The 18,097-nt window shown below is 70.0% G+C and carries 17 protein-coding genes and 2 pseudogenes; 10 read left to right on the top strand and 9 right to left on the bottom strand.

Going from position 1 to position 18,097, the window contains the following annotated elements:
* Positions 1 to 189: 189 nt before the first annotated feature.
* The 6 genes from SM611_RS27455 (at position 190) to SM611_RS27430 (ending at position 7,290) form a co-directional block, all read left to right on the top strand.
* Positions 190 to 1,575 carry a hemolysin family protein gene (locus SM611_RS27455; RefSeq protein WP_371953017.1) on the top strand — a complete coding sequence of 462 codons (1,386 nt, stop codon included), beginning with the start codon at positions 190 to 192 and terminating at the stop codon, positions 1,573 to 1,575.
* Positions 1,572 to 2,603 (top strand): CNNM domain-containing protein, encoded by a 1,032-nt coding sequence (locus SM611_RS27450; protein ID WP_371953015.1) that lies wholly within the window; start codon positions 1,572 to 1,574, stop codon positions 2,601 to 2,603. The genes SM611_RS27455 and SM611_RS27450 overlap by 4 nt, the downstream gene beginning before the upstream one ends.
* A 390-nt stretch (positions 2,604 to 2,993) precedes the next feature.
* Positions 2,994 to 3,581 carry a rhodanese-like domain-containing protein gene (locus SM611_RS27445; RefSeq protein ID WP_371953013.1) on the top strand — a complete coding sequence of 196 codons (588 nt, stop codon included), beginning with the start codon at positions 2,994 to 2,996 and terminating at the stop codon, positions 3,579 to 3,581.
* Positions 3,578 to 5,860: a TSUP family transporter gene (locus SM611_RS27440; RefSeq protein ID WP_371953011.1), complete on the top strand. Its 2,283-nt coding sequence runs from the start codon at positions 3,578 to 3,580 to the stop codon at positions 5,858 to 5,860. The genes SM611_RS27445 and SM611_RS27440 overlap by 4 nt, the downstream gene beginning before the upstream one ends.
* Positions 5,861 to 6,568: 708 nt before the next feature.
* Complete coding sequence (locus tag SM611_RS27435) at positions 6,569 to 6,976, top strand: YidH family protein (protein WP_371953009.1); 408 nt, start codon at positions 6,569 to 6,571, stop codon at positions 6,974 to 6,976.
* Positions 6,973 to 7,290 carry a DUF202 domain-containing protein gene (locus SM611_RS27430; protein ID WP_371953007.1) on the top strand — a complete coding sequence of 106 codons (318 nt, stop codon included), beginning with the start codon at positions 6,973 to 6,975 and terminating at the stop codon, positions 7,288 to 7,290. The genes SM611_RS27435 and SM611_RS27430 overlap by 4 nt, the downstream gene beginning before the upstream one ends.
* A 223-nt stretch (positions 7,291 to 7,513) precedes the next feature.
* Here SM611_RS27430 and SM611_RS27425 read toward each other — a convergent pair whose 3' ends face one another.
* Entirely contained in the window at positions 7,514 to 7,789 is a 276-nt protein-coding gene (locus tag SM611_RS27425; protein WP_371953005.1) for a metal-sensitive transcriptional regulator, read from the bottom strand.
* 12 nt (positions 7,790 to 7,801) lie between these two features.
* Positions 7,802 to 8,170, bottom strand: a complete 369-nt coding sequence (locus SM611_RS27420) for a thioredoxin family protein (RefSeq protein WP_371953003.1) — start codon at positions 8,168 to 8,170, stop codon at positions 7,802 to 7,804.
* A gap of 116 nt (positions 8,171 to 8,286) precedes the next feature.
* On the opposite strand from SM611_RS27420, the gene SM611_RS27415 reads away from it, so the two are divergent.
* From SM611_RS27415 to SM611_RS27405, 3 genes and pseudogenes are all read left to right on the top strand, one after another.
* The gene (locus SM611_RS27415) at positions 8,287 to 8,919 is read left to right on the top strand and encodes a PIG-L deacetylase family protein (RefSeq protein WP_371953001.1); all 633 of its coding nucleotides are present in this window, start codon (positions 8,287 to 8,289) and stop codon (positions 8,917 to 8,919) included.
* A gap of 27 nt (positions 8,920 to 8,946) precedes the next feature.
* The gene (locus SM611_RS27410; protein WP_371952999.1) at positions 8,947 to 9,324 is read left to right on the top strand and encodes a DUF302 domain-containing protein; all 378 of its coding nucleotides are present in this window, start codon (positions 8,947 to 8,949) and stop codon (positions 9,322 to 9,324) included.
* Between the two features lie 270 nt (positions 9,325 to 9,594).
* Positions 9,595 to 9,765, top strand: a pseudogene (locus SM611_RS27405) (transposase); the annotation flags it as partial.
* Between the two features lie 113 nt (positions 9,766 to 9,878).
* On the opposite strand, the gene SM611_RS27400 reads toward SM611_RS27405, so the two are convergent.
* The 3 genes from SM611_RS27400 to SM611_RS27390 form a co-directional block, all read right to left on the bottom strand.
* Positions 9,879 to 10,100, bottom strand: a complete 222-nt coding sequence (locus SM611_RS27400; RefSeq protein WP_371952997.1) for a hypothetical protein — start codon at positions 10,098 to 10,100, stop codon at positions 9,879 to 9,881.
* Positions 10,101 to 10,330: 230 nt separating this feature from the next.
* Positions 10,331 to 12,163 carry a protein kinase domain-containing protein gene (locus SM611_RS27395; RefSeq protein ID WP_371952996.1) on the bottom strand — a complete coding sequence of 611 codons (1,833 nt, stop codon included), beginning with the start codon at positions 12,161 to 12,163 and terminating at the stop codon, positions 10,331 to 10,333.
* 386 nt (positions 12,164 to 12,549) lie between these two features.
* The gene (locus SM611_RS27390; RefSeq protein ID WP_371952995.1) at positions 12,550 to 12,735 is read right to left on the bottom strand and encodes a hypothetical protein; all 186 of its coding nucleotides are present in this window, start codon (positions 12,733 to 12,735) and stop codon (positions 12,550 to 12,552) included.
* 432 nt (positions 12,736 to 13,167) lie between these two features.
* Between SM611_RS27390 and SM611_RS27385 the strand changes: the two are divergent.
* A pseudogene (locus tag SM611_RS27385) lies at positions 13,168 to 13,425 on the top strand (dihydrofolate reductase family protein); the annotation flags it as partial.
* A 111-nt stretch (positions 13,426 to 13,536) separates the two neighbouring features.
* Here the strand turns inward: SM611_RS27385 and SM611_RS27380 are convergent.
* Genes SM611_RS27380 through SM611_RS27365 form a run of 4 tightly spaced genes read right to left on the bottom strand, consistent with a single transcriptional unit; the run spans position 13,537 to position 18,016 of the window.
* Positions 13,537 to 15,174: an NAD(P)-binding protein gene (locus SM611_RS27380; RefSeq protein WP_371952994.1), complete on the bottom strand. Its 1,638-nt coding sequence runs from the start codon at positions 15,172 to 15,174 to the stop codon at positions 13,537 to 13,539.
* Positions 15,174 to 16,181, bottom strand: a complete 1,008-nt coding sequence (locus SM611_RS27375) for a thiamine pyrophosphate-dependent enzyme (protein ID WP_371952993.1) — start codon at positions 16,179 to 16,181, stop codon at positions 15,174 to 15,176. Before SM611_RS27375 ends, SM611_RS27380 begins: the two co-directional genes overlap by 1 nt.
* 7 nt (positions 16,182 to 16,188) lie before the next feature.
* Positions 16,189 to 17,442 carry a pyruvate ferredoxin oxidoreductase gene (gene porA / locus SM611_RS27370; protein ID WP_371952991.1) on the bottom strand — a complete coding sequence of 418 codons (1,254 nt, stop codon included), beginning with the start codon at positions 17,440 to 17,442 and terminating at the stop codon, positions 16,189 to 16,191.
* A complete protein-coding gene (locus SM611_RS27365; RefSeq protein WP_371952990.1) occupies positions 17,435 to 18,016 on the bottom strand; it encodes a 2-oxoacid:acceptor oxidoreductase family protein in 582 nt (193 codons plus the stop codon). Before SM611_RS27365 ends, porA begins: the two co-directional genes overlap by 8 nt.
* Positions 18,017 to 18,097: the final 81 nt, after the last annotated feature.

Genomic DNA, 18,097 nt, shown 5'->3' with positions numbered 1-18,097 from the left:
CGGGCGACGCTCCACCGTCTACGCCGCATGGCCCGAGATGCCTTGGCACGCTCGCCGGGAGAGGTTTGAGCAGGAACCTGACCAGGTAGTTCGTCGTTGGGAGAGTTGATCCGTCCCATCAGAGAGGCCCATGGACCACCATCTCCCCGCTGAGGCGGCCGTTGCCGATGATCCGCGGGCGGGGCACAGTTGATCACTCTGTTGTCGCTCGTCCTGGGTGTGGTGGTGATCTTGCTGATCACCGCGCTGACGGGGTACTTCGTCGCCCAGGAGTTCGCCTACATGGCGGTGGACCGGTCGCGGCTGCAGGTACGGGCGGGAGCCGGTGACGGCGCCGCGGGTCGCGCCCTGCGGGTCACCCGCCGCACCTCGTTCATGCTGTCGGGCGCGCAGCTCGGCATCACGGTGACCGGACTGCTGGTCGGCTACGTCGCCGAGCCGCTCGTCGGCCGGGCATTCGGGGACGTTCTCGGCGGGGCCGGCGTCTCCACGGGCGTGGGCGTGGCGGCGGGCACGGTGCTGGCGCTGATGCTGTCCACCCTGGTGCAGATGGTGTTCGGCGAGCTGTTCCCCAAGAACCTGGCCATCGCGCGGCCCGAGCCGGTGGCCCGGTGGTTGTCGCGGTCGACGCTGATCTATCTGAAGGTGTTCGGCTGGCTGATCTGGGTGTTCGACCAGTCGTCGAATCTGCTGCTGCGGGTGCTGCGGATCGAGCCGGTGCACGATGTGGAGCATTCGGCGACCGAGCGGGACCTCGCGCACATCGTCGCCGACTCCCGGCGCAGCGGTGACCTGCCCGCGGACCTGTCGATCCTGCTGGACCGCATCCTGGACTTCCCGCGCCGGGACGTCGAGCATGCCATGGTCCCCAGGTCGCAGGTCGACACCGTGGACGACATCACCCCGATCGGTGAGGTCAGGCATGCGATGAGCACCGGCCATTCGCGCTATCCCGTCCTGGACGCCGACGAGCATGTGGTCGGCGTCGTGCACCTGGACGACGTGCTGACCGCCGCCGATCGCGCGGTCCCGGTCGCGTCGATCATGCGTCCGGCCACGGTCGTGCCCACGCTGATGACGCTGCCGACCGCGCTGGACCGGCTGGCGGAGGACCGCACCCAGCTGGCCTGCGTGATCGACGAGTTCGGCGGCTTCGCCGGCATCCTCACCCTGGAGGACCTGGCCGAGGAACTCGTCGGCGAGATCACCGACGAGCACGACGACGGCGCCGCCGAACCGGCCGCGCTCGCCACCGGGGAGGCATGGATCATCCCGGGCGGGTTCCACATCGACGAGGTCGAGCGCACCATCGACCACCGGTTGCCCGAAGGCGACTATGAGACCATCGCGGGCCTGGTGATCGCCGCGTACGGCGCGCTGCCCGAGATCGGCGCCGAGCTGGACATCGCGCTCCCGCCCGACCCGGCGGACCTCGCGCATATGGACGACCCGTCCGTCCGGTTCGTCCATATCGAGGTCTTGGAGGTCGACAACCACGTGCCCTCGTCCATCCGCCTTCAGGTCACCACCGGGCCCACCAGGGCCACGGCCGACCGCGAGGAGACGGATCGATGAGCAACCCGTGGGCGGTGTTGGTCGCCACCGTCGCCATCATCGCGTTCAGCGCCTTCTTCGTCGCTGTGGAGTTCGCGCTCATCGCCGCCAAACGCCATCGGCTGGAGGACGCGGCGCCCCGCAGCCGGTCGGCACGGGCGGCGCTGCGCAGCGCCTCGGAGCTGACGGTGCTGCTCGCCGGCGCCCAGCTCGGCATCACGATCTGCACGCTGGCCCTGGGGGCGATCACCAAGCCGGCCGTGCACCACTGGCTCACTCCCCTGATCAGCTCATGGAACGCACCGCTGTGGCTGGCCGACGCGGGGGGCTTCGCCTTGGCACTGATCATCGTGACGTTCCTGCATCTGGTGGTCGGAGAGATGGCGCCCAAGTCCTGGGCCATCGCGCATCCGGAGCGGTCGGCCACGCTGCTGGCGCTGCCGATGCGCGGCTTCATGCGGCTCACCCGGCCGATGCTGCGCGCGCTGAACGCATCGGCGAACTGGTGCCTGCGCAAGGTCGGCGTCGAGTCCGCCGATCAGGTGGAGACCGGGCAGGACCCGGACGCCCTGCGCCATCTGGTCGAGCACTCGGCCAACGTCGGCGCCCTGGACGCCGGGTACTCCGCCCAGCTCTCGGAGGCCCTGGACCTGCGCAACCTGCGGATCGGCGATCTCGTCGAGCGGGACTCCGAACCGACCGCCGTGACCACGGACGCGACCGTCGCCGAAGTCCAGGCCGCCAGCCACGCCTCCGGCCACCTGCGCATCCTGGTGCCCGGGCCCGGCACCGCTTGGCGAGTGGTACACGTACGGGACACCCTCACCGCGCCCGAGACCTCCGGCATCGCGCACATGACCAGGCCCGCCTACCTCATCGAGGCCGACACGCCCGTCTACACCGCGCTGACGCGGATGCGAGAAACCGGCAACCAACTCACGCTGGTCACCCAAGGAGAATCGGTTCTGGGCGTCGTCACCATCACCGACATGCTGCGGCGCTTGCTCTACCGGCCCCAGGGCGGCACACCCGCCCCTGCCCCATGGTGATCCGCGCGTCGCACGGATGATCAAACCCGGCGGTGAGTCTTCTTCAGCCTGGTCTCGACCGCCGATGGTGCCGGCGACGCTGCGGACGAACTCCTGTGCGACCTCCCCAGGGTTGTTGATCTACCTTCGGCCGACTGCCGGCCGAGGGTGGACGGCAGGAGGAGCGGAAGGGACGCCCCGGCGCAGGCGAGGGTGATCGTGTTGGTCACTGATGTGACGCAGGCGCGTCCCACCAGGTGATCCCGCCGCGCTGCGCCGACGGTCCGAAGTACCCCCGGGGGCATTTGTCGGATGGCCCGCCCATCGGCTACCTTTGGCACGAAAGGATACCCCCAGGGGTATTCACATGGCCCGGATGGCCATGTTCCGAATCCAGTGGAAAGAGGCCCGATGAACGACATGCCCACGCGACTCGACGCCGCGAGCCTGCGCGCCCGGCTGGACGGCCCCACGCCGCCCCGCCTCCTCGACGTGCGAACGCCGGGCGAGTTCGCCACGGCCCACATTCCCGGCTCCTACAACGTGCCGCTCGACATGCTCCGGGAGCACCGCGACGAACTGTGCCGGCACCTCGACGAGGATGTCGTGCTGATCTGCCGCTCCGGCGTCCGCGCCGGACAGGGGGAGCAGGCGCTGGCCGAGGCGGGCCTGCTCGGCACTCGCGTGCTGGAAGGCGGGATCACGGCCTGGGAGGCGGCCGGGGCGCCCCTCAACAGGGACGGGCGCAACCGCTGGGATCTGGAGCGCCAGGTCCGGCTGGTCGCCGGGGCGATCGTGCTGGCGGCCGTCGTGGGCAGCGTGGCCGTGCCCGGATTGAAGTGGGTGGCGGCCTTCGTCGGCGGCGGCCTGACGTTCGCGGCGCTCACCAACACCTGCGCGATGGGCATGCTGCTGTCGAAGCTGCCCTTCAACCGCGGCGCCGGCTGCGATCTCCGCACGATCAGCGCCCAGTTGGCGAGCGAGGAGCGACCGGCATGACCCTCGCGCTCACACTCGCCGCGGCGGTGCTGATCGGGGTCACGCTGGGGGTGTTCGGCGGGGGCGGCTCGATCCTCACCACCCCGGCGCTGATCTACCTGGCCGGCGTCGACGCCAAACCGGCGATCGCCATGTCGCTGTTCGTCGTGGGCGTGACGAGCGTGGTGGGGGCCGTCCCGCACGCACGGGCCGGGCGGATCCGGTGGCGCACCGGCCTGCTGTTCGGTTCCGCGGGCATGGCCGGCGCCTATGCCGGAGGCAGGCTCGCCGCGTTCGTCCCCGCGAACGTGCTGCTGATCGCCTTCGGGATCATGATGACCGTCACGGCCGCCGCGATGCTGCGCGGCCGCAAGGAGCCCGAACCCGGTCACCGCACCGGGAACAGGCCGCTCGCCAGAATCCTCCTGGAGGGCGCGGCCGTCGGCCTGGTCACCGGGCTGGTCGGCGCCGGCGGCGGCTTCCTGGTGGTGCCCGCCCTCGCCCTGCTCGGAGGGCTCTCGATGCCGATCGCCGTCGGCACCTCCCTGCTGGTCATCGCGATGAAGTCCTTCGCGGGACTGGCGGGCTACCTGCAGAGCGTGCACATCGACTGGACGCTCGCCCTCTCGGTCACCGCGCTGGCGGCCGTCGGCGGCCTGCTCGGCTCCCGGCTCGCCGGAAGCATCGACCCCGAACGCCTGCGCAAGGCCTTCGGCTGGTTCGTCCTGGTGATGTCCGTCTTCGTCCTCGCGCAGGAACTCCCCGCGCAGGCACGGACGATCTTCCTCGCGGCCGTCGCCCTCGCCGCCCTCATCGGGGCCGTCACCGTCACCGTCCGGTGGTCCCGCAACAGGACCGCCGCGCTCCCGACCCATGATCCGCGAAAGGAAACCGCAACGATGCAGACGCCGATGTACTTCGCCCAGCACTACCTGGAGTGCCTGTCCCAGGCGTCCTACCTGATCGGCGACAAGCGGACCGGACGTGCCGTCGTCGTCGACCCGCGCCGGGACGTCTCCGAGTACCTCGACGACGCCGCGGCCAACGGCCTGCACATCGAGGGCGTGATCAACACCCACTTCCACGCCGACTTCATCTCCGGCCACCTCGAACTGGCGGCCCGGACCGGGGCGTGGATCGGCTACGGCGCGCGCGCCGAGGCGGAGTTCCCCATCCGGAAGCTGCACGACCGCGAGCGCATCAGCCTCGGCGATGTGACCCTGGAGATCCTGGAGACCCCCGGGCACACTCCCGAGTCGATCAGCGTGCTCGTCTTCGAGCACTCCGGCGACGACACGCCCTACGGCGTCCTGACCGGGGACGCCCTGTTCATCGGCGACGTCGGCCGCCCGGACCTGCTGGCCTCCATCGGCGTCACCGCCGACGAGCTCGGCAGGATGCTCTACGACACCGTCCAGCACAAGCTGATGGCGCTGCCCGACCAGACCAGGCTCTTTCCCGCGCACGGGGCCGGCTCGGCCTGCGGCAAGAACCTGTCGACCGAGCTCCAGTCCACCATCGGCGCGCAGCGGCTCGGCAACTACGCCTGCGTGCCCATGGGCGAGCGCGAGTTCGTCGACATCGTCACCGAGGGCCAGCCCCCCGCCCCGAGCTACTTCGTCTACGACGCGATCCTCAACCGCAAGGAGCGGGAACTGCTGAAGATCGAGGAGCACCTGCGGGAGCTGCCGCTCGGCGACGTCCTGGCGCGCCGCGACGCCGGCGCGGTGGTCGTCGACGCCCGCGACCCCCAGGAGTTCGCCGCCGGCCACCTCGTCGGCTCGATCAACGTCCCCGCCGACGGCCGGTTCGCCGAGCAGGCCGGCATGCTCATCGAACCCGGACGCGAGATCGTCGTGATCGCTCCCGAGGACCGCGCGGAGGAGATCATCACCCGCCTCGCCAGGATCGGCCTGGACACGGCGGCCGGCTACCTGGCGGACCCCGAGGACGCCTTCCCGCGGGCGCCCGAGGGGAACATCGCCCTGGCCGAGCGGGTCACCTTCGCCGAGCTGCGCGACGAACTCGACGGCGCCGAGCCGCCGTTGCTCATCGACGTCCGCAACGCCGGCGAACTGGCGGCCGGCGCCATCGAGGGAGCGGTCAACATCCCGCTGGCCGAACTGCCCGAGCGCCTGGACGCCATCCCGGCCGCCCGGCGGATCGTCGTCCACTGCGCGGGCGGCGCCCGCTCCTCGGCCGCCGCGAGCCTGCTGCGCCGATCCGGCCGCACCCAGGTCGCCGACCTGATCGGCGGCTACGGCGCCTGGGCCGCCGCCTACGCCCCGGCCGAGAGCTGATCGGTGCCCGCCCCCGTCCTGCCGGGCCCGCCCCGGCAGGACGCCGTTGCGGGAAGGGAGTTCCTCATGTCCTCCACCTCCCCGAACCGATGCGGCGTCCCACCTGGCTCACCGACGGATCCGCGCCCCGCCCGGCTCCCCGAAGATCAACGGGGAGGCACCGGTGCGGGGCAGGTCCGGCGGCACGCGTCACCTCCTCGTGGGGGCTCCGGCCGGCGGCTCGTGCCCCAGGGCTGGCGGGCGACGGCCAGACCGCAGATCTGTCCCGCGATCGGGGCCGCGCACACGGGACGGCCGAGGAGGGGCGGAGTCCCCGTCGTCCGCGAGAACGCGTCCATGACGACGGGCAGGACGATCTCGCCGGCCGGCCGCATACCCGACTCGCCCGCCATGGCGACTGCGCAGCAGCGCCTCGGTGGCGGCAGCGCATGATGGACGACGGCCCTGAACAGCCGTTCCTTCATCCCGAAGTGGGTAGTGGATCACGGCGGGTCCACGTCAGCCAATGCTGCGATCCGCCGGCTCAAACGCCACCGGGGACCGGCCACCAGGGTCGACGAGCTCGCCGTCCGCGACCAGGCCACCGTCCCCATCGCCGTCGTCAACGAATGGCTCTGATCCACTTGATACAGGCCCTGGGCCGACAATGACGAGATACTGACTCAGGAGAGCAGGACGGCGTGTTCTCCTCTACGTCCGGAAGGCCGCATGAGCGAAGATCGTTCTCCATCTCCCGGCGCGCAAGGCGGAGGGAGCGCGTCGGAGGGTCCGCCCGAAAGGGAGCCGGACGCGCGATTCACTTTCGCCAACGAACGGACGTTCCTGGCCTGGAACCGGACGGCGCTCGCGCTGGTCATCGGCGGGCTGGCCGTCGGGCAGCTGCTGCCGCCGTTCTCCGGACTGCCGTGGGGCCGGCACCTGCTGGCCGTTCCACTGATCGTCTTCGGCGCCGTCCTGTCGATCGGCAGTTTCGTCGAGTGGGGCCGCAACCAGCGCATGCTGCGCCGCGGTGAGCCGCTGCCGCGATCACCGCTGCCCCGGATCCTTTCGATCACGATCGCCGCGGTGGCGGTGGCGGCCGCGGTGCTCGTCCTCCTTTCGGAGGCGCTCGATTGATCCCCGAGGACGTCGAGGACCTGGATCGCGGCCTGGCCCGGGAGCGCACGGAGCTGGCCTGGTTCCGCACCGCCATTTCCTTCGCGGCCGTCGGCGCCACCATGCTCAAGACGGCCCCCGTGGTCGGCGGGCTCGTCCTGGGCGTGAGCGTGCTGGTCTACCTACTGGGCCGCGTGTCGCGTCCGGACGAGCGCGTGGCCGAGCGCACGCGGCGCCCCGCCCTGCTGCTGATCACCGCCGCCGTGACTCTGGTGTCCGCGGTCGCCCTCATCACGGTCGTCTTCGCCTCCGACAGCCTGTTCCCGCTGCGCTGACCGCATCGATGACCGCGCGCGGTGGACGACACGGCCGGTCCTGGGGTCCGCCGACACCGCATGCAAATCGTCGCCGTCGCGGGCCGGGACGAGCAGCCGCCCGGCGGCCGCGGGTTCCGGCCCGCCGGCCAGACCGGTTGGCCGCTGGGGCACGGCGATCTCGCGCGGCCCGCCCACGGCCTCCTCTTGCGCTCTTGGAGCGAACCAGGGCTCGGCCGCCGCGTCAGGCGAGCGTCAGGAACAGTTTCTCCAGCTGGGCCCGGTCCAGCGCGGTCTGCTCCGGCCCCGCGTCCTCCTGGCGTGCCGCGCACTGTTCCAGGCCGCTGGCGATGATCTTGAAACTGGCGCGGTGGAGTGCGTGGGAGGCGGCGGCGAGCTGGTTGATCAGGTCGGCGCAGTCGCGCCCCTCCTCGATCATCCTGATGACGCCGCCGATCTGCCCCTGCGCGCGCCGGAGCCGCACGGCGACCTCGGCCAGTGATTCCTTGTCGAGTTCCACGCCGCGTCCTTCTCAAGCGCTGTGCTGGTGCTCGGCGGCGCGGCGGCGCACCTCGTCCATGTCCACGGCCCGCGCTTCCTCGATGAGCCTCTCCAGTTCCGGCTCGCGCAGCGCGCCGGGCTGGGCGTACAGCACGACACGGTCACGGATGATCATCAGGGTCGGGATCGAGGAGATCCGGAAGGCTCCGGCCAGCTCCTGCTGGGCCTCGGTGTCGACCTTGCCGAACACGATGTCGGGGTGCTTCTCGGAGACCCGCTCGTAGACGGGCGCGAAGAAGCGGCACGGCCCGCACCAGCCGGCCCAGAAGTCGATCAGGATCATGCCGTCTCCGGCGAGCACGTCCTCGACGTTCTCGCGCGTCAGTTCGGTCGCGGCCATGGCCGTCCCTCCTCGTCGATGGATACCCCTATGCGTATAAAAACAATCCCGTCCCCTCGCTGATTCCAGTGCTCTTGCATACGGGGTTGGGTATCGTGGAACCCGAGGGAGGGATCGTGACCGCTGGACGTCGAAGCCACCCGGACGCGCCCATGGATGGACGGGCCGTCCTCGCCGTGGTGGCCCATCCGGATGACGAATCCTTCGGGCCGGGCGCCGTCCTGGACCATCTGATCGAGGCCGGGGGGCTGTACTTCACTCACGGCGAAGCCTCGAACCCGCACCCGACCGCCGGTGTTCTGGCCGAGATACGGTCCGCCGAACCGGGTTCGGCGAGCGCCGTCCTCGGGGCCCGGCACACGGAACTGCTCGACTGCCCGGACGGGCGGCTCGACCAGGTGCCGCTGGACGACTCGGCCGAGCAGGTGCGCCGGTTCGACCAGACGGTGGAACCGAGCCGGCTGCCGGCCTTCGACCTCGGTGGCGTCACCGGCCACCCCGACCACGTGCCCGCGACCCGTGCGGCGGTGCGCGCCGCCGACGATCCAGGACCGCCCGTCCTCGGGTGGACGATCCCGCAGGACGTGGCCGAGGCGCTGAACACCGAGTTCGGCACCGGCTTCATCGGGCCCCGAGGCCGGCCGACCGGGCAGCGGCTCGCGGTCGATGCCCCCGTCAGCCAGAGAACCCGGCTGACAGGAAGCCGTCCGGGAAGACGACCACCCGGCACCTGCACAGACCGCCGATGAGGAAAGGACGATCTTATGAACTACGGCATGTCCATCAGACTGCGCCAGCCGTTCGCCGAGACTGTCGAACGGGTCAGGACAGCGCTCAAGGAGCAGGGGTTCGGCGTGCTCACCGAGATCGACGTGCGCGCCACACTGCAGGAGAAACTCGGCGAGACGATGGAGGACTACCTCATCCTCGGCGCCTGCAACCCGCCGCTCGCCCACCGGGCCCTGGAGGTCGACCGGCGGATCGGCCTGCTGCTGCCCTGCAACGTCGTCGTCCGATCCGAAGGCGGCGACACCCTGGTCGAAGCGCTGGATCCCCAGGTCATGGTCACGGTGAGCGAACAGCCCGGCCTTGGACCGGTCGCCGACGACGCCGCCGGGAGGCTCACCGCGGCGCTGGAGTCCCTGCGCCGCTGAGCCCGCCGGTCACCGCCGCGACGGTTCCGGCGGGTTCGCGCGCCCGCCGGAATGCCTCTCCATTCGTCAGGAGGCACTCTCTCGCAGCCCGTGAGCCACCGGCCCGCCGACCCGCGCCTCGTCGGCGGGACGCGGGACCGGACCGGGCAGCCGCCTGTCCCACCAGGTCCGGCGCGTGGAGCAGCGCGCCCTCATCCCCCGCGCCCCCAACCCCGACGACGCCCGCAGCTCCCCGCTCGCCCTGACCCCCGAGGGCCGCGCCGGCACCGTGAGGCGTTGCGGACCTGGATCCGGCAGGTCGAGGTCGATGGCGGGCAGCGTCCAGGGACTACGACCAGCGATGCGCAAAGGATCGCCGAGCTGGAGCGCGAGAACCGCGAGTTGCGGCGGGCGAACGAGATCTTGAAGGCCGCCGGCGCGTATTTCGCCCGGGAACTCGACCCGAAACTGCCGCGCTAGTCGAGTTCATCGATTCCCACCGGGAGCTCGTCCCCGCCGTCCTGGGGTCAAGGGTCCTGGGTTCAAATCCCGCCGTCCCGGCAATAGAGACCAGCTCAGAGGACGTTTCTCCACCACGGATAACCGGCCTCTTGATCGTTTATTTGCCGTTCGCCCCTTCCGTGGCAGCGGTGCTTGGCCGAGTAGTACGGCCGGTCGGACCGCACACGGTCGCAGGCGATGAGCGTGCCGTCCAGCACCAGCAGGTGCAGCCCGTCGTCCTTGGCCTTGCGCAGCGCCGCTCGCAGCTTCGGCGACCGCGCCGACAGTAGCGCCACCGCCTCCTGGACGTACCGCCAGGCCGTGCTCGTCGATATTCGAACCCGACCCTGACCTGGGTGAAGGTGTCGCCTTTGCGCAAGTGGGCCAGTACAAGCAGGGCCCGCTGCCGGGGTTGAGCAGCCGCCCGGCCGACCTGCTCGGCATGCACGTCGAAACCGCAGTTCGCCGGGTCGGCTCGCGCGCCGGGACCAGGTCGACTACGTCAGAGCCCCGAGTTTCAGTCGGTCTACGATGTGATCCGCATCTGGGGGTCGTCTACCCATGTCACCGGAACCTGCTGCTCGGCCAGTATCTGGCCATCGCCTGCAGGAGGAAGGAGGACAACGCTCAATTCGGCTGCAACGGCATGTCCCGTGGGGCGACCGGGGGGCGTTGTTACCGATAGGTGGTACTCACGCGTCTCGTTTCCCCAGACACCGATGGGGTATTCACCAACGTCCGGGCCGACAGGATATCGCCGATCGGATAGGTCTTTGATATCCGGTACCAACTCCTTGAGAAAGCGGAGCCGCCCTCCGGGCGTGGAGATCCGCAGGGCGAGGTCGCGAGGAAGCGCCAAACGCATCCTTTCGACGCGCGAGGTCAGTTCCCGCATAAGCTCGGGCCCAGAGGTAACGATCTCCAGGGTCCCGTTGAGCGCCGAGGTGATCGACCTCAGCTGGATCGGTTCCCAGTCAGTGCCGATGCCGAGGGCGTCGCAGGAGAAGCGGCCGGCACAGGCGCTCAGGACTGCGTTCAGGTCCTTGAGGCTCTCCGAGTCGGCGCGTTGGTCCGTCAGCAGAATCGCGTGCCGCACCGCGTCAGGATGGGCCGTGAACAACCGGTCGAGGAGTCGCAGCCAGCGGCCGAAGGCCGCGTTCTGGCAGGTGGTCAGGCCGGCCAGGGCGGTGCGCGCCTGCGCCTTGGTCGCCGCGGTCGCTTTGACCAGGCGCAATGTGTCGGGATAGACCATGTGCGCGTACTCCGAGCCCGCTACGACAGCAAAGGAGACTTGGTCCTCAAGGCGCTCGATCGCCTCAGCGACCGCATCCCTGACGATCGCGAGGTGCGCATTGTCGGACTCGCCGGACAGGCCGATGACGAATATCGCCGCACGGGGCGCTCCGGTGGCGAGCGAGGGCGGGACCTCGCCGGCTACCGACACCATCGCATGGACTTCACTCTCACCAGGCGGAAGATATTGGTTGTAGTGCAGGGTCAGGGTGAGCCCGGACGTTACCGAAGAGGCCACCTTGATGGGCGCCCCATCACGCAATGCTCGGAGTTTGTCCGCGACATCGCCTGCCCGGCTGGGACGATCCGCGGGATCCTTGGCGAGCAGCCACTCTATGAGCTGGTCCAGGCCATGTGGGAGGTCGGATCTTAGTGAACTCATGCGAGGAGGCGGCGAGTGGAGGTGATGAGCCATAACGGCCCGGAAGTCTTCCTCTGGCGGGAACGGCGGTCTTCCTCCAAGAAGGGCGAACAACACGCAACCGAGAGAATAGAGATCGGCTCGTTCGTCGACGCGTAGTCCCCGGCACTGCTCAGGTGCCATGTAGGCGGGGGTTCCGAGGACGCTCCCCTCGTAGGTGAGGTTCGAGTCGATCTGAGTAAAGCCGGCGATGCCGAAGTCGCAGAGCTTGACCTTGTCTCCGGGGAGCAGCATGAGGTTGGCGGGCTTGATATCCCGGTGGACGATGCCCTCCTGATGAGCCCGGGACAGGGCATCGGCCACCTGCGCCACCAGATCCAGAGTCCGGTGAACGGAGAGTCCTGAGGGGTGGTCAGCCAGCACCTTGCTCAGATCCCGCCCCTGGAGCAGTTCCATTACCAGGAACAGGTGCCGCTCATACTCCCCGAAGTCGAAGGCCCCGGTGATGCCTGGATGCTGCAGGTTCGCAGTGACCTGTGCCTCCCGATAGAACCTCTGCACTCGCTGCCTGTCGCCGCCCGGACGCGCCGGAAGAAGCTTGATCGCGACCGCACGCCTCAGTTGCGGGTCGAAGGCGCGCCAGACCTCTCCCATCCCACCGCGTCCGAGCAGTTCTTCCAGCTGGTAGCGTCCGGCGATCCGCATCCCCGCAACACTCACGTGCACACCACCTCTCGCTCGAAATGCTCCCCAGCGGGCGCAGAAAGGTCACGCCCACCACGATCCCACGAGTGGGTTAGGTCGTGCAGTCCCATAGGACGGTCATCAATGGGACGGTTACCAACTACAGCGGGTGACCCAATCCCCAATGTTCGACGAGGAGCTTGTAGCTCGAAGGGCTTTGTTGCATATTCGGTGGTGACGGAGAGTGGTGTCAGTTGAGCAGGATCCGGTGTCCAAGGAGCGGGAAGCCTGCGCGTCCGTGCATATGACGCTTGATCATTTTAGTCGTGGTGCTGACGCCTTCGGCAACGGCTCGCACCAGCCCAGGCAGGTCCTGGCCTCCGCCGGGGCGATAGAGGGGAAGGCCCCTACGTCGACCTCTGCCGCAGCACCGACTGGAGCGCCATCACCACCGCCGGGAACTGGGTTCCCTTCACCGGCGGCATCGCCGGGTTCCTCTTCGCCGGCCTGACGTTCCTCCTCAGCGCGACCCCAACCCACCAGCCCGCCGCCCGCGGATTCAAGCTCCTCCTCACCGCGTTCTTCGCGTTCATCGCCCTCGCCTACCTGTCCGCCGGGATCTCAGGCGACCAGGTCTGCCTACGCGCCCGCACAGCACACACCATCATCGGTGAGATCCTCGGCACGGCCATCATCGCGCTGTGTGTCGCGCTGTCCTGGGTCCTGGTCTCCTTCGGGAAGTACGCCCAGGATGCACTCACCTTCCTGACCGCCCTCATCTACTTCGCGCTCACCCTGACCGCAGTGATGATCACCATGTCCGCTCGGTCATCCACACCTCAGCGTGGGGCGCCCTCATCTTTCCGCTTATGGTTCTGCTACCTGCGGACGGAGCGATCGCACACCACGTCCCCGCCGGGGCACCGGCCTCAAGCAGTGAGCGAACCCCTGCGCCGGATGTCCCCGGCGCGACGAAGCCAGAGGAGACCGCCAGCAACAGGGGATCCGCCGACCAGCAAGCGACGGTCGACTGGAACACCCGCCTGGTCACCGGCGACGCGGTCACCGAGATCACCCGGCTCAAGACCGAGGACGGCGGCCCCATGGACATCGGCGGCGCCACACTCGCCGCGGCGGCGATGCGGGCCGGGCTGATCGACGAGTACGTGCTGGTCACCGCACCGGTCTTGGCGGGCGGCGGCACGCCGTCCTTCACCGCGCTGGACAGCCGGGCGAACCTGCCCCTGTCCGAATTCGGATGCGGCCTCTTCAGCTTCGGTTGACTAACTGAACGACTACGGGGCGTCGGCCACCCGGCGCGCACCGCGCCTCGACAGCGCCCGGCTGCCGCGGGGTCGCCGACGGGCGGCACGAGGGCGCGCCTCCGGAGGGTGTCAGGTTTCCTCGGGTTCCATCTTGATCGAGCCGCTCGGGCATTCGGCGACGCAGAGACCGCAGCCTTTGCAGTAGTCGTAGTCGATCTCGAACCGCTTGCCGGGCCCGAGCTTGATGACGGCGTTGTCGGGGCAGACGCCGAAGCAGTTGTCGCATTCGAAGCAGTTGCCGCAGGACAGGCAGCGCCGCGCCTCGAAGAGCGCGTTCGACTCGTCCAGGCCGCCGTGGACCTCGTCGAAGGTGGACGTGCGGCGAGCCAGGTCGAGCTGAGGCCGCACCGTTGCGGGCGCGTCGCTGTAGTACCAGGGGTTGAGCAGGTTGTATTCCGCGAGTTCGAGCCGCTCGCCTTTGGTGTAGGTTCCGCCTCGCAGATAGGCGTCGATGTGGCGGGCGGCTTTCTTGCCGTGCCCCACGGCCACGGTGACAGTGCGTTCGGCGGGCACCATGTCGCCTCCGGCGAAGACGCCGGGACGTCCGGTCATCAGGTCTGGCCCGACCTTGACGACGCCGTCGGCTAGCTCGATGCCGGGGAGGCCCTCCAGGAGGGCGAGGTCGGCTTCCTGGCCGAGGGCGAGGACGACGGAGTCGGCGGCCAGTTCCTCGAACTCTCCGGTCGGCTGTGGGAAGCCCTTCTCGTCGAGGGCCATCTTCTCGATGGTGATGGAGCCGCCGTCGGCGTGCGCGATGGTGGACAACCACTTCATCCGCACGCCTTCCTCGACGGCCTCCTCGACCTCGAAATCGTGGGCGGGCATGCGCTCGCGGGTGCGCCGGTAGACGACGACGGCGTCGGTGGCGCCGAGCCGCCGGGCGGTCCGGGCGGCGTCCATCGCGGTGTTCCCGCCGCCGTAGACGACGACGCGGCGGCCGAGCCGAGGGGCCTCCGTGCCCTCCATCCCCCGCAGCACGGAGACGGCGTCCAGGATGCGCGCCGAGTCCCCGGCCGGGATATAGGCGCGGCGGCCGATGTGCGCGCCGACCGCGAGGAAGGCGGCGGCGAAGGGCCCGTCGAACCCCTCGCCGCGCATCGCGGCGGGCAGGTCGGTCACCTTCCGGCCGGGGACGAAAGTGACGCCCATGTCGAGGATGCGGCCGGCCTCGGCGTCGAGCACCTCGCGGGGCAGCCGGTAGCGCGGGATGCCGTAGCGCATCATGCCGCCGGGAACGGCGCCCGCGTCGGCGATCGTGACGGCGTGCCCCATCCGGGTGAGGTGGTAGGCGGCCGACAGCCCCGAGGGCCCCGCCCCGATGACCAGGACGCGCTTCCCGGAAGGCTCGGCGGTGACGGGCACCGTCCAGCCGCGCCGGATCGCCTCATCGCCGAGGAACGCCTCCACGGAGTTGATGCCGACCGCCGCGTCGAGCTTCGCCCGGTTGCAGGCCGTCTCGCACGGGTGGTAGCAGACCCGGCCCATGATGGCCGGGAAGGGGTTGTCCTCCATGATCTGCCGCCATGCCTTCTCGTACGAGCCGTCCTCGGCGTCGTAGAGCCAGCGCTGGATGTTCTCGCCGGCCGGGCAGGCGTCGTTGCACGGCGGCATGCGGTCGACGTAGACGGGACGTTCGGTCCGCCACGCGCCGGTTTTGTTGGCCAGGCTCGACCCGGCGTCGAGCGTGATCGCGAACGGCTTTTCCATCACTGCGCCGCCTCGTCGTCTGCCAGGAGGCCGAACCTCCGGATGTTCTTGTCCGCCGTCGCCTGGATGCGGGCGATGACGTCGGTGCGGGGATGCTCCCCGAACAGGTGCGCGTAACGGCTCTGCAGCCGCAGGTAGTCCTCGACGGGAACGCGACGGCGGATCTTGGACACGCCGGTGATCTCGCCGCCCTCGGCCTCGAACACCGGGAACAGCCCAGACTCCTTGGCGAGCCGCGCCACCCGGATCGTGTCGCAGGCCGCGCTGCCCCAGCCCAGCGGGCAGGGCACCATGATGTGCAGGTAGCGGGCCCCGCGGAACTCCATGGCGCGCCGCACCTTGTACTCCAGGTCGCGCAGCTCCGCGACGGTCGCGGTGGCGACGTACGGGATCTCGTGCGCGAGCGCGATCAGCGGGACGTTCTTGCCCTGCCCGAAGGCGTTGCCCGGCTCGGGGCCGACGGCCTGCGTGGTCGTGGTCCGCGCGGCGGGCGGCGTCGCGCCGGACCGCTGCACGCCGGTGTTCATGTACGCCTCGTTGTCGTAGCAGATGTAGAGAACGTCGTCGTTGCGCTCGAACATCCCCGACAGGCACGCGAAGCCGATGTCGACCGTCCCGCCGTCGCCGCCCTGGCCGACGACGCGCACATCGGTGCGGCCCTTGGCCTTGAGCGCGGCGGCGACGCCGGTCGCGACGGCCGGGGCGTTGCCGAACAGGGAGTGGATCCACGGCACCTGCCAGGACGTCTCGGGATAGGGCGTGGAGAAGACCTCCAGGCATCCGGTGGCGTTCACGGCCACCATCTGCCCGTTCGTCGCCCGCATCGCGGCGTCCAGGGCATAGCGCGCGCCGAGGGCCTCACCGCAGCCCTGGCACGCGCGGTGCCCGGAGTTGAGCGAGTTGGTGCGGCGCGTGTCGGCCTGCACGGAGCGCTGCGCGGGGTCGAGCAGGCGGTTCCCGACCGCGAAGCTGCCGGTCTGGTAGAACTTGATCGGTTGGACGGGCATGGGATCCTCACACGGGTCGTGCGGCGACGGCGCCGACGTCGCGCAGGATGTTCTCGGCGGTCGGCCCTGACCGGCGGGTGGCGCGGGTCCGCTCCAGCTCGCGTTCGACGAGCCCGTGGTCGAGGTCGAGGAAGGTCAGCGGTTCGAGCCTGTCGGCGGCGGCGTCCTCGAAGAGCCGGTGCAGCGACGCCTTGGTGATGGGACGGCCGCCCAGCCCCGCGATGACGGTGTAGCCATGCAGGTGGACGCCGGACAGCGCCATCCGCACGTTGGCGGACACGATGCCTCCGATGCCGACCGCCAGCGCACGCTCCAGCACGACGACGCGCCGGGCGTGGCCGAGCGCGGCCCGCACCTGCTCCAGCGGGAAGGGCCGGAACGAGGTGATGCCCAGCGCGCCGATCTTGACGCCCTGCTCGCGCCGCTCGTCGACGACGTCCTTGACGGTGCCGAGGACGGAGCCGAGCGCGACGACGATGGTCTCGGCGTCCTCGGTGCGGTACGCGCCTGCGAGCCCGCCGGACCGGCGGCCGAACGCCTCGGCGAACGACGCGGCGACCTCGGGGATGAGTTCGAGCGCCCGCATCTGCCGGGCGTGCGCCAGGTAGCGCACCTCGGTGAACGCCTCGGGGCCCACCATGGCGCCGATCGAGACGGGCTCGTCGGGATCGAGGACCTGGCGCGGCGCGTAGGGCGGCAGGAACGCGTCGACCTGCTCCTGGGACGGGGTGTCGACCCGTTCCCAGGCATGGGTCAGGACGAAGCCGTCCATGCACACCATCACCGGCAGCGACAGTTCCTCGGCGAGCCGGAAGGCCTGGATGTGCAGGTCGAGCGCCTCCTGGTTGGTCTCGGCGTAGAGCTGGATCCAGCCGGAGTCGCGCTGCGACATCGAGTCGCTGTGGTCGTTCCAGATGTTGATGGGCGCGCCGATCGCACGGTTGGCGACCGTCATGACGATCGGCAGGCCCAGCCCCGAGGCGTTGTAGAGGGCTTCGACCATGTACAGCAGGCCCTGGCTCGCGGTCGCGGTATAGGTCCGCGCCCCGGCCGCGGACGCGCCGATGCCCGCGGACATGGCCGCGAACTCCGACTCGACGTTGACGTACTCGCAGGGCGCGAGCCGCCCCGCCTTCACCAGCCTGCTGAGCTCCTCGACGATGTGGGTCTGCGGTGAGATGGGGTAGGCGCAGATCACCTCGGGGCGGCACAGCGCCACCGCCTCGGCGACCGCCTTGGACCCTTCGGTCTGCTTAAGCATCGGCTGCCTCCCGGAGCCGTCCGGTCACGAACTGGTGGGCGCGCGCGGCGGCGGCGAGATTGCCGTCGGCGACCTTGCCGGCGAAGCGGTCGCCGATCGCCGCCCGCACCGATTCCAGCGACACGGCGCCGCTCAGCGCGGCGAAGCCGCCGAGAAGGACCGCGTTCGGCACCGGCCTGCCGAGGTGCTCCATCGCCAGCTCCGTCGCCGGTACTGTCAGGAGCCGCTCCGGCCGGAACCCGGTGGTGAACTCCGCCAGCCCGAGCTCGCCGAACCCGCGCGAGGAGTTGATGAGCAGGTAGCCGTCCGGGCCGAGGCCGCTGAACACGTCGACCTGGTGCAGCAGCGTCGCGTCCTGGACGATGAGGGCGTCCGGGGCGACGATGGGCTCGCGAACCCGGATCGGCCGGTCGTCGATGCGGCAGAACGCCACCACGGGGGCGCCGGTGCGCTCGGAGCCGAAGGTCGGGAACGCCTGGGCATGCCGTCCCTCGGCGAAGGCGGCGACCGAGAGCAGCTCGGCCGCCGTCACGACGCCCTGCCCTCCGCGGCCGTGCACGCGTACTTGGAACATGTCCCCTGTCTAACGGGCGCCGGTGGCGGTGAGGCAGGGCCAATCGACACCGCAGCGCGGGACCTTCGGTCCTTCGCACGA

Origin of the sequence: Actinomadura monticuli (genome assembly GCF_041463655.1) — a bacterium.
In the GTDB taxonomy this organism is placed as follows: Bacteria; Actinomycetota; Actinomycetes; order Streptosporangiales; family Streptosporangiaceae; genus Spirillospora; species Spirillospora monticuli.
The sequence above is the reverse complement of the archived record's forward strand: the minus strand, read 5'-3'. Positions and strand labels throughout refer to the sequence as shown.

Excerpts from the sequence above, each read along its gene's own strand:
- SM611_RS27410 (WP_371952999.1), top strand. The coding sequence starts at position 8,947 with ATGTCCATCAGACTGCGCCAGCCGTTCGCCGAGACTGTCGAACGGGTC.
- SM611_RS27420 (WP_371953003.1), bottom strand. The coding sequence starts at position 8,170 with ATGGCCGCGACCGAACTGACGCGCGAGAACGTCGAGGACGTGCTCGCC.
- SM611_RS27375 (WP_371952993.1), bottom strand. The coding sequence starts at position 16,181 with ATGCCCGTCCAACCGATCAAGTTCTACCAGACCGGCAGCTTCGCGGTC.
- SM611_RS27445 (WP_371953013.1), top strand. The coding sequence starts at position 2,994 with ATGAACGACATGCCCACGCGACTCGACGCCGCGAGCCTGCGCGCCCGG.
- SM611_RS27450 (WP_371953015.1), top strand. The coding sequence starts at position 1,572 with ATGAGCAACCCGTGGGCGGTGTTGGTCGCCACCGTCGCCATCATCGCG.
- porA (WP_371952991.1), bottom strand. The coding sequence starts at position 17,442 with ATGCTTAAGCAGACCGAAGGGTCCAAGGCGGTCGCCGAGGCGGTGGCG.
- SM611_RS27440 (WP_371953011.1), top strand. The coding sequence starts at position 3,578 with ATGACCCTCGCGCTCACACTCGCCGCGGCGGTGCTGATCGGGGTCACG.
- SM611_RS27390 (WP_371952995.1), bottom strand. The coding sequence starts at position 12,735 with ATGAACGCGAAGAACGCGGTGAGGAGGAGCTTGAATCCGCGGGCGGCG.
- SM611_RS27435 (WP_371953009.1), top strand. The coding sequence starts at position 6,569 with ATGAGCGAAGATCGTTCTCCATCTCCCGGCGCGCAAGGCGGAGGGAGC.
- SM611_RS27365 (WP_371952990.1), bottom strand. The coding sequence starts at position 18,016 with ATGTTCCAAGTACGCGTGCACGGCCGCGGAGGGCAGGGCGTCGTGACG.
- SM611_RS27395 (WP_371952996.1), bottom strand. The coding sequence starts at position 12,163 with ATGCGGATCGCCGGACGCTACCAGCTGGAAGAACTGCTCGGACGCGGT.
- SM611_RS27380 (WP_371952994.1), bottom strand. The coding sequence starts at position 15,174 with ATGGAAAAGCCGTTCGCGATCACGCTCGACGCCGGGTCGAGCCTGGCC.